This window comes from Thalassospira sp. UBA1131 (assembly GCF_002311515.1).
Classification (GTDB): domain Bacteria; phylum Pseudomonadota; class Alphaproteobacteria; order Rhodospirillales; family Thalassospiraceae; genus Thalassospira.
Map to the genome: position 1 here is coordinate 126,490 of NZ_DCAO01000044.1, position 9,126 is coordinate 135,615.

The following is a 9,126-nucleotide window of genomic DNA, read 5'->3' on the forward strand; positions in this document are numbered from 1 at the left end:
ATCAAATCACGCGCATATGTCTGGTCGTTCATGCGAACCTTCTCCTGAATTCTGTGGGATTGATCCCGTACGCCCGGCTTTGTTGTCGGGCCTGTTTGGTGTAGCATTAACCATCGGCCGCAGCGCAGCAAGAAAGAAACCTGCGGATGCTGGGCCAAGGACGTGCCGCACTATCAAGGCTGTTTTGATAATGTTCCTGGACGGGATCAGATCGGGGCCACGTTTTTCGCGGTCTTTCACAGCTTTTTGCCTGTGTTTCGGTTCATAATGCCTGAAACGGTTCTATTCGTTTTTCAAAGATTTGTTGATATAGTTTCACGTTATCGCCTCTTTCCCCCGGACGGGGTGTAATGCGACGATTTTAGATCGCTTAAAAATGGTTCGGCACAAAACTACATAAACAGAATGCCGTTCCCGGGGAAAAGCGACCGCTCATAAAATTAAAGAACGAGAGAGGAGGCCCGGCATGGGACGACTGACCACCCATGTACTGGATACGGCAAAAGGCTGCCCTGCCGCCGGAATCCGCATTGAGCTGCATCGCTTTGGCAACGGCCATGATGACTTGGTTGCCGAAGCCGTGACCAATGCCGATGGCCGCACCGAAGGCCCGATGCTTGAGGGGGCCTCTTTCAAACCCGGCCAGTATCAGCTTGTTTTCCATGCCGGTGATTATTTTGATGCCAGCGGTACGGAGCTTCCCGATCCGAAATTCCTGGATCAGGTCGTGATCCGGTTCGGTATTTCTGATGGGCAGGCGCATTACCATGTGCCGCTGTTGCTGTCGCCGTTCGGCTATTCCACCTATCGCGGTAGCTGAGGACAGACATGGCAAGTGCGACCGGATCCTTCCGTTCTGATATCCGTTTTTTGCTCGGCGACGAGGAACGCAGCCTGCGCGATATTGATCCGCAGATGACGGTTCTTGAATATCTGCGCCTTTCTGAGCGCAAGTCCGGAACCAAGGAAGGCTGTGCCGAGGGTGATTGCGGGGCCTGCACGGTTGTGCTGGGCGAACCCGATGGCAAGGGCGGAATGGCGTATCGCACGGTCAATGCCTGCATCCAGTTTGTGCCAACCCTTGATGGCAAGCAGCTTTTGACCGTGGAGCATCTTAAATCCACGGACGGTACCCTGCACCCAGTGCAGCAGGCGATGGTCGATACCCACGGATCGCAATGCGGTTTCTGTACGCCGGGCTTTGTCATGAGCCTTTATCAGCTGTGGCTGGATGGTGGCGAAGATGACCGCGGTGCGATCAATGATGCGCTGGCCGGGAACCTTTGCCGTTGCACCGGCTATGGCCCGATTATCGAGGCTGCGCGCAAGGCCGGTGGTGTTGCCGCCAATGACAGCGTGGAGCAAAAACGCCGGGCTGATATTGCCGCCAAATTGACTGCGATGGTCGAAGGCGAAGGTACGCTTGCGCTTGAGCATCCGGCCGGGCGTTATTTCGCACCGCGCACGTCTGATGAGCTGGCCGCTCTTTTGGTGGCGCACCCGGATGCCACGGTTCTGGCCGGGGGGACGGATGTCGGGCTTTGGGTGACCAAGATGCTGAAGCGTCTGGATCCGATCATTTACATTGGCGATGTCGCCGATATCCAATCGGTTTATGAAACCCAAGATGCGCTGATTATCGGGGCTGGTGTGACCTATAGCCGGGCGCATGAGGCGCTGGGCCGGGTGGCCGCCGATGTCGGTGAACTGGTACGCCGGATTGGCTCAAGACAAATCCGCAATGCCGGGACTGTCGGCGGTAATATCGCCAACGGATCGCCGATTGGCGATACGCCGCCGGCCTTGATTGCGCTGGGGGCCAAGATCGTGCTGCGCATGGGCGATGTGCGTCGTGAAGTCCCGCTCGAAGAATTCTTTATCAGCTATGGCAAGCAGGATCGGGTTGCGGGCGAGTTTGTCGAAAGCGTGATTGTGCCCAAACCGCACAGCGGATTGGTGTTCAAGGCTTACAAAATCTCCAAACGGTTTGATCAGGATATCACGGCCGTTCTCGGGGCCTTTGCGATCAAAACTGATGACGGCAAGGTTTCTGAATTCCGGGCGGCCTTTGGTGGCATGGCAGGTACCCCGATGCGGGCCAAGAAGTGCGAAGCAGCCCTGATCGGCAAGGATTGGAATGAAGCCAACCTCAATGCGGCGCAAATGGCACTTGCCAGCGAGTTTGAACCGATGACCGACATGCGGGCATCGAAGGAATATCGCATGCTGGTCGCACAGAACCTTTTGACCAAGCTGTTCATCGAAACCAATGCGCCGGACGTTGCCACCCGCCTTGTTGGCAAGGAGGCGGCCCATGTCTGATCAAGCTTTGAAAGCCGATATGGACGAGGTGATTGCACCGACCGCGGGACTGAGCGGTGGTGTTCGATCCAGCTCCAAACATGATAGCGGCCCGAAACATGTGGCGGGCGAGGCGGTCTATATTGATGACATCAATGAGCCGTTTGGAACGCTTCATCTGGCACCGGGTGCATCAAACATTGCGCATGGCAAGATTACCAAACTGGACCTGTCCAAGGTCCGCTCGGCCCCCGGTGTGGTTTGCGTTCTGACCGCCGATGATATCCCCGGCGTCAATGACGTTTCGCCAGCCCACACCCATGATGAGCCGGTTCTGCCCGATGGCATCGTGCAATTTTATGGCCAGCCGGTCTTTTGCGTGGCGGCGGAAACCCGGGCGCAGGCGCGTGCGGCAGCCCAACTGGCCGAGATTGAATATGAAGAACTGCCAGCGGTTCTGGATGTGGCCGAGGCCCTGGAAAAGCAGCTTTTCGTCGCACCGCCGCATGTGATGAAGCAGGGCGATGCCAAATCGGCATTGGCCCGCGCCAAGCATCGCCAAACTGGTCGGATGGAGATTGGCGGGCAGGATCATTTCTACCTTGAAGGCCATATCAGCTTTGCCATTCCGGGTGAGGATGGTGATGTGTTGCTGCATTGCTCCACCCAGCATCCATCGGAAGTGCAGCATAATATTGCCAATGTGCTGGGGCGCCCGGCCAATGCGGTGACGGTTGAGGTGCGCCGAATGGGTGGCGGGTTTGGCGGCAAGGAAACGCAGGCGATGCAATGGGCGGCACTGGCCGCCATCGTTGCAACCAAAACAGGGCGTCCAGCCAAGTTCCGTCTGGATCGCGATGACGACATGGTCATGACCGGCAAGCGCCATGATTTCATTGTTGATTATGATGTCGGCTTTGATGATGACGGGCGGATTTGCGGCCTTGATCTTCAATACGCGGCCAATTGCGGTTTTTCGGCCGATTTGTCCGCCGCGATTGCCGACCGGGCGATGTTCCATACCGACAATGCCTATTACCTTGGCGATGTCGAAATCCGGTCGTACCGCTGCAAAACCAATCTTGTGTCCAACACGGCGTTTCGTGGTTTTGGCGGGCCGCAGGGCATGGTCGCGATTGAACGCATCATTGATGAAATCGCAATGACCATCGGGCGTGATCCTTTGGATGTGCGCATTGCCAACTATTACGACACCAAGGATCGCAACACGACGCCATACCACATGGTGGTCGAAGACAATGTCCTTTCGGAGCTGACCGACGATATCCTGAAAGCCAGCGACTATCGCAAACGCCGCGAAGAGATTACGGCGTTCAATGCCGAAAGCCCGGTTTTGAAAAAGGGCCTGTCGCTGACACCCGTCAAGTTCGGGATTTCCTTTACCACGACCTTCCTGAACCAGGCGGGTGCGCTGATCCATGTCTATCAGGATGGGTCTGTGCATCTGAACCATGGCGGGACCGAGATGGGGCAGGGCCTGTTTATCAAGGTTGCACAGGTCGTGGCCGAGGAATTCCAGATCGATCTCGATCAGATCAAGATCACCCCGACCAATACTGGCAAGGTCCCCAATACATCGGCAACCGCGGCCTCCAGCGGGGCGGATATGAACGGCATGGCGGCACGCGATGCGGCGATGACGATCAAGAACCGCCTGATTGCCTTTGCCGCCGAGAAATACGGTGTTGCGGAAAGTGCCGTACGCTTTGTGCCGGGCAAGGTCATTGTCGGCGACAAGGATGAGCTCGCCTTTGCCGATCTGATCAAGCAGGCCTATCTGGCGCGTGTGTCGCTGTCGGCCACGGGCTATTACGCCACACCGAAAATCCATTATGACCGCGAAAGCGCATCGGGTCGGCCGTTTTATTACTTTGCCTATGGCATGGCGTGCTCGGAAGTTTTGATTGATACCCTGACCGGTGAGTACAAGGTGACGCGGGTTGATATCATTCATGATGTCGGCCGGTCGTTGAACCCGGCGATTGACCTTGGCCAGATCGAAGGCGGTTTCATTCAGGGGATGGGCTGGCTGACGTCCGAGGAACTGTGGTGGGATGACAAGGGCAGCCTGCGCACCCATGCGCCGTCGACCTATAAAATCCCGGCATGTTCGGATCGACCGGAAGATTTCCGTATGGAGCTGTGGTTGTCAGGACGAAACGTTGAAAAAACCATTCACCGGTCCAAGGCGGTTGGCGAGCCGCCCTTGATGCTGGCAATTTCGGTGCATCGTGCGATTGCCGATGCGGTGGCCTCGGTCGCCAATCACAAGGTTGTCCCGGCACTTGATACCCCGGCAACGCCCGAGGCGGTTTTGCATGCCGTGGCCGATTGCGCCAAGCGCATGATCGAGAACGCGCATTCGGCCGATGTAGCCCATTCAATGGCGGGGGAATAGGACATGACTCTGTCGCGGCGCGATCATATCAGGCTGTTGTCCGAACCCGGTCCGGTGATGCTGGTCAGTGTTGCGGCCATTCGCGGATCGACCCCGCGTGAGGTTGGGGCCTTCATGCTGATTACGCCGGATGCGATTTCGGGCACGATTGGTGGCGGCAACCTTGAACATCAGGTCACACGCCGGGTGCGTGAAGGTTTTGACGCGGGTGCCGACAAGATGGCCGTTGCCGAGATCGTCCGGTTCCCGCTGGGGCCGGGACTTGGGCAATGTTGTGGTGGCTCCGTCGAGGTTGGTTTTCATCTGTTGCACGGGGTTGCCAAAGAAACGCTGCGCACGGTTTTGCAAGAAATCGAAACCGCACCGATCCGTGCGGCTGGCCATTGGGTGACTGTGCCGACCGATTGCAGCGACATCGGGCGCGTAAGTGGGGCGCATGCCAAGATGTTATCAGGCAGTTTTGGGAGCGCGCGTGGCGGGATTGTTACGTTAAACGGGGTGGAAACGCTTTGTTTGCGCCTTGATGACGCGCGAACGCCGATGTGGATTTTTGGTGCCGGGCATGTTGGCAAGGCGGTTGTGCAGGCCTTGGCACCGCTTCCGTTTGATATTCACCTGATCGATTCGCGTGAAGAGTTTCTGGCGGGTATCGAGGGCGAAAACGTTCAGGTTTGTCAAAGTGATAAGCCCGAGTCTGATGTCGCCGATATCCCGGCCGGGGCGCATGTTTTGATCTTAACCCACAACCATGCGCTTGATTTCGAGATCTGCCGGGCGGCTTTGGTGCGCGATGATCTTGGTTTTGTTGGCATGATCGGCAGCCAAACCAAGCGCGCACGCTTTATCCGACGTCTTTCTGATCGGGGGTTGAGCCCGGTTGAAATCGATCGTTTGACCACTCCGATTGGAATTCAAGGCATTACCGGCAAACAGCCGGTGGTGATCGCGGCATCGGTTGCCGCACAGGTGTTATCGGTGCGTGAAGCACAGATGACGCAAACGCAAATGCCAAAATCCGCATCAGACGGGTTGGGCGACGCTTAAGGCCTTCTTTGAGGGCAATATTAATGATAAAGGGCCGCGCAATGACGGCCTGTCAGGCGGTTCGGGCAACCGGACCAGAGGTTTCGTAGAGGAGAGTTTGGCTGTGTGTGACGCCAAGGGCCATATGCGCCATGCCGTGGATTTGTCGCGGCAAAAGATGGATGAGGGATGCGGTGGTCCGTTCGGGGCAATCATCGTTCGCAATGGCGAAGTGATTGCGGAAGGATGGAACAATGTGACATCCCAGAACGACCCGACCGCCCATGCCGAGGTTAGCGCCATTCGCGCGGCCTGTGCCAAGCTTGGCACGTTCAATCTGTCGGGTTGTGAAATCTATACCAGTTGCGAACCTTGCCCGATGTGCCTGTCTGCGATCTATTGGGCCCGCCTTGACAAGATCTATTACGCCAATGGCCGCGAAGATGCTGCTGCCATCGGATTTGATGATCAGTTTCTGTATGATGAGGTGGCAAAGCCGATCGAAGATCGTTCGTTGCCAATTGTGCATGTCGATTTGCCCGAAGCGCGCGAAGTGTTTGCCGCCTGGGATGCCAAAGCCGACAAGATCGAATATTGAGACCGTTTGACTGCAATGCGTTATGCGGTAAAACCGCGTGCTGGATGCAAGACATATCGCTAAATGGGGGTGGCAACAGTGACGTCAACGACCGGTGAAGCCGGGGCAAATACCGTGAAGGGGGCTGGTGGGCCTGCGCAATTGGAAGTGCGCGGCGTGACCAAGGCCTTTCCGGGCTGTCTGGCCAATGACGATATCAGTTTCCGTATCGAGCCTGGTGAAATCCATGCGCTGTTGGGGGAAAACGGCGCTGGCAAAAGTACGCTTGTGAAAATCATCTATGGCGTGCTGCAGGCCGATGAGGGCGAGCTGATCTGGGAAGGCAAGCCGGTCACGATCGCAAGCCCGCATGATGCGCGCGAAATGGGGATCGGTCTGGTGTTCCAGCATTTCTCGCTGTTTGAAACCATGACGGTGCTTGAAAACATTGCGCTGGCGATGAATGACGTGCGCGATATGGATGCGCTGCGCAAGCAGGTGCTTGAGGTTGAAAAAACCTATGGCCTGCCGCTTGATCCGGATCGTCATGTTTACACGCTGTCGGTTGGGGAGCGTCAGCGCATCGAGATTGTGCGTTGTCTGTTGCAGAACCCGAAACTTCTGATCCTGGACGAGCCGACCTCGGTCCTGACCCCGCAAGAAGTCGAAAAGCTGTTTGAGACGCTGCGTCGTTTGGCCGATGAAGGCTGTGCAATCCTTTATATCAGCCACAAACTGCATGAAGTGAAGGCCCTGTGCCAGAAGGCAACCGTGCTGCGCGGTGGCAAGGTTGTTGGCGGTTGTGACCCGCGCGAAGAAACCGCAAAATCGATGGCCGAAATGATGATCGGCCAGAAACTGACCGCGCCGGATCGGGGTAAATCCCGTGAGTTTGGCGATGTGCGGCTTGCGGTTTCCAATCTGTCGCTTGAAAGTGATGAACAGTTCGGTACCGACCTTAAGGGGATTAATCTTGAGGTGCGCGGTGGTGAAATCATGGGCGTTGCCGGGGTTGCCGGCAACGGTCAGAACGAATTGTTCCGCGCCCTTGCCGGTGAAACCGAACAGCAAGCAGCACCGGACAGCATCAAGATCGATGGCAAATCGGTTGCGCATTTCGGCCCGCGCCGCCGTCGTCGACTGGGCGCGACGTTTGTTCCCGAAGAACGCAACGGCCATGGGGCTGTGCCCGATATGAGCCTGTCGGAAAACGGGTTTTTGACTGCATTCCGGCGGATGGCGCTTTCGGCCCGTGGGTTGATCCGCGAAGTCCCGACCAAGTCGTTTGCCGATAACATCATCAAGACTTTTGATGTGCGTACCACCGGTTCGGGGGCAGAGGCCGGATCGCTTTCGGGTGGCAACCTTCAGAAATTTATCGTCGGGCGCGAGATTTTGCAGGACCCGGGTGTTCTGGTGATTTCCCAGCCGACCTGGGGTGTCGATGCCGGGGCGGCCAGTGCTATTCATCAGGCATTGCTGGATCTGGCGGCGAAGGGCACGGCGGTTCTGGTGATTTCGCAGGATCTGGACGAGATTTATGCGATCTGTGATTCGGTGGTGGTGATGGCGGAGGGCAAAATGTCCAAACCGCGTCCGATGGCCGATGTCAGCATCGAGGAAATCGGTCTGTTGATGGGGGGACTTCATGATCTTGAAGGCAACGCGACCCCGGCGAACAACACGCAATTAGAGGGAGGTCGCGTTGGTCAGGCTTGAACCCCGTCGCCAGCATTCACAGGCGATGGTTTATCTGTCGCCGGTTCTGGCAATCCTTATGACGCTTGTCGTCGGCGGGATCATCTTTGCCTTTATGGGTAAGAACCCGTTTGACGCGCTTTATACGTTCTTCATTCTGCCGATCAATAACAGCTATGGCATTTCCGAGCTGTTCGTGAAGGCGACCCCGCTTGTCATCATTGCGGTCGGTCTTGCCATGGGGTTCCGGGCCAATGTCTGGAACATCGGGGCTGAAGGCCAGTTGACCATGGGGGCGATTTTCGGGGGTGGTCTGGCGCTTTATTTCCATGACAGCGAAAGCGTGCTTTTGCTGCCGGCCATGTTTGTGCTGGGCGCGTTGGGCGGGGCGTTTTGGGGGGCAATCCCGGCGTTGCTGCGCACGCGCTTCAATGCCAATGAAATTCTGACCAGCCTGATGCTGACCTATGTCGCGACGCTGTTTCTAAGCTTTCTGGTGCATGGTCCTTGGCGGAACCCGGAAGGCTTCAACTTCCCGGAATCCCGTCCGTTCCCGGATGCCGGTTTGCTTCCGATCATCTTTGAAGGATCGCGTGTTCATCTTGGTACGGCCGTCGCGGTGTTTGTCGTGATTGCCGGTTGGTTGTTGCTGTCGAAATCGGTGATCGGGTTCCAGCTGCGCGTTGTCGGCAAGGCCCCGCAGGCCGCCCGCCATGTCGGGTTCCGTCAAAAACGCATGGTCTGGTTTACGCTTCTTCTGGGTGGTGCGCTGGCCGGTCTGGCCGGTTTGTTTGAGGTGTCAGGCCCAATTGGGCAGCTTCAGCCATCGATCTCGCCCGGCTATGGCTTTACCGCGATTATCGTGGCCTTCCTTGGGCGTTTGCATCCGGTGGGCATTTTGTTTGGCGGTTTGATCATGGCACTGACCTATTTGGGTGGTGAACTGGCGCAGATTACACTCGGCCTGCCCAATGCTGTGACCGGGCTTTTTCAGGGGATCTTGTTGTTCTTCCTGCTGGCCAGTGATGTCTTGACCAAATACCGCATTCGTTTCGGCTCCATCGCGGCAAAAGGGAGAACCGCATAATGGAATGGATTGTTCCCTTTA

Annotated in this window: 7 protein-coding genes; all 7 read left to right on the forward strand. The window is 56.8% G+C overall.

Translation table 11 applies throughout. The features are described from left to right. Positions 1–466: 466 nt before the first annotated feature. Positions 467–820 carry a hydroxyisourate hydrolase gene (gene uraH / locus B3Z49_RS07350; protein ID WP_063086743.1) on the forward strand — a complete coding sequence of 118 codons (354 nt, stop codon included), beginning with the start codon at positions 467–469 and terminating at the stop codon, positions 818–820. 8 nt (positions 821–828) lie between these two features. Continuing rightward, a complete protein-coding gene (xdhA, locus tag B3Z49_RS07355) occupies positions 829–2,322 on the forward strand; it encodes a xanthine dehydrogenase small subunit (protein ID WP_296989473.1) in 1,494 nt (497 codons plus the stop codon). Continuing rightward, positions 2,315–4,720, forward strand: coding sequence for a xanthine dehydrogenase molybdopterin binding subunit (gene xdhB / locus B3Z49_RS07360; RefSeq protein WP_296989475.1), 2,406 nt, complete (start codon positions 2,315–2,317; stop codon positions 4,718–4,720). The genes xdhA and xdhB overlap by 8 nt, the downstream gene beginning before the upstream one ends. Before the next feature lie 3 nt (positions 4,721–4,723). Beyond that, on the forward strand, positions 4,724–5,764 hold the full coding sequence (xdhC, locus tag B3Z49_RS07365) for a xanthine dehydrogenase accessory protein XdhC (RefSeq protein WP_296989477.1): 1,041 nt from the start codon (positions 4,724–4,726) through the stop codon (positions 5,762–5,764). 103 nt (positions 5,765–5,867) lie between these two features. Then, positions 5,868–6,341, forward strand: coding sequence for a nucleoside deaminase (locus tag B3Z49_RS07370; protein WP_008888438.1), 474 nt, complete (start codon positions 5,868–5,870; stop codon positions 6,339–6,341). Between the two features lie 63 nt (positions 6,342–6,404). Continuing rightward, entirely contained in the window at positions 6,405–8,039 is a 1,635-nt protein-coding gene (locus B3Z49_RS07375) for an ABC transporter ATP-binding protein (RefSeq protein WP_296989480.1), read from the forward strand. After that, positions 8,026–9,105, forward strand: a complete 1,080-nt coding sequence (locus tag B3Z49_RS07380; protein ID WP_120224104.1) for an ABC transporter permease — start codon at positions 8,026–8,028, stop codon at positions 9,103–9,105. The genes B3Z49_RS07375 and B3Z49_RS07380 overlap by 14 nt, the downstream gene beginning before the upstream one ends. Positions 9,106–9,126 lie beyond the last annotated feature (21 nt).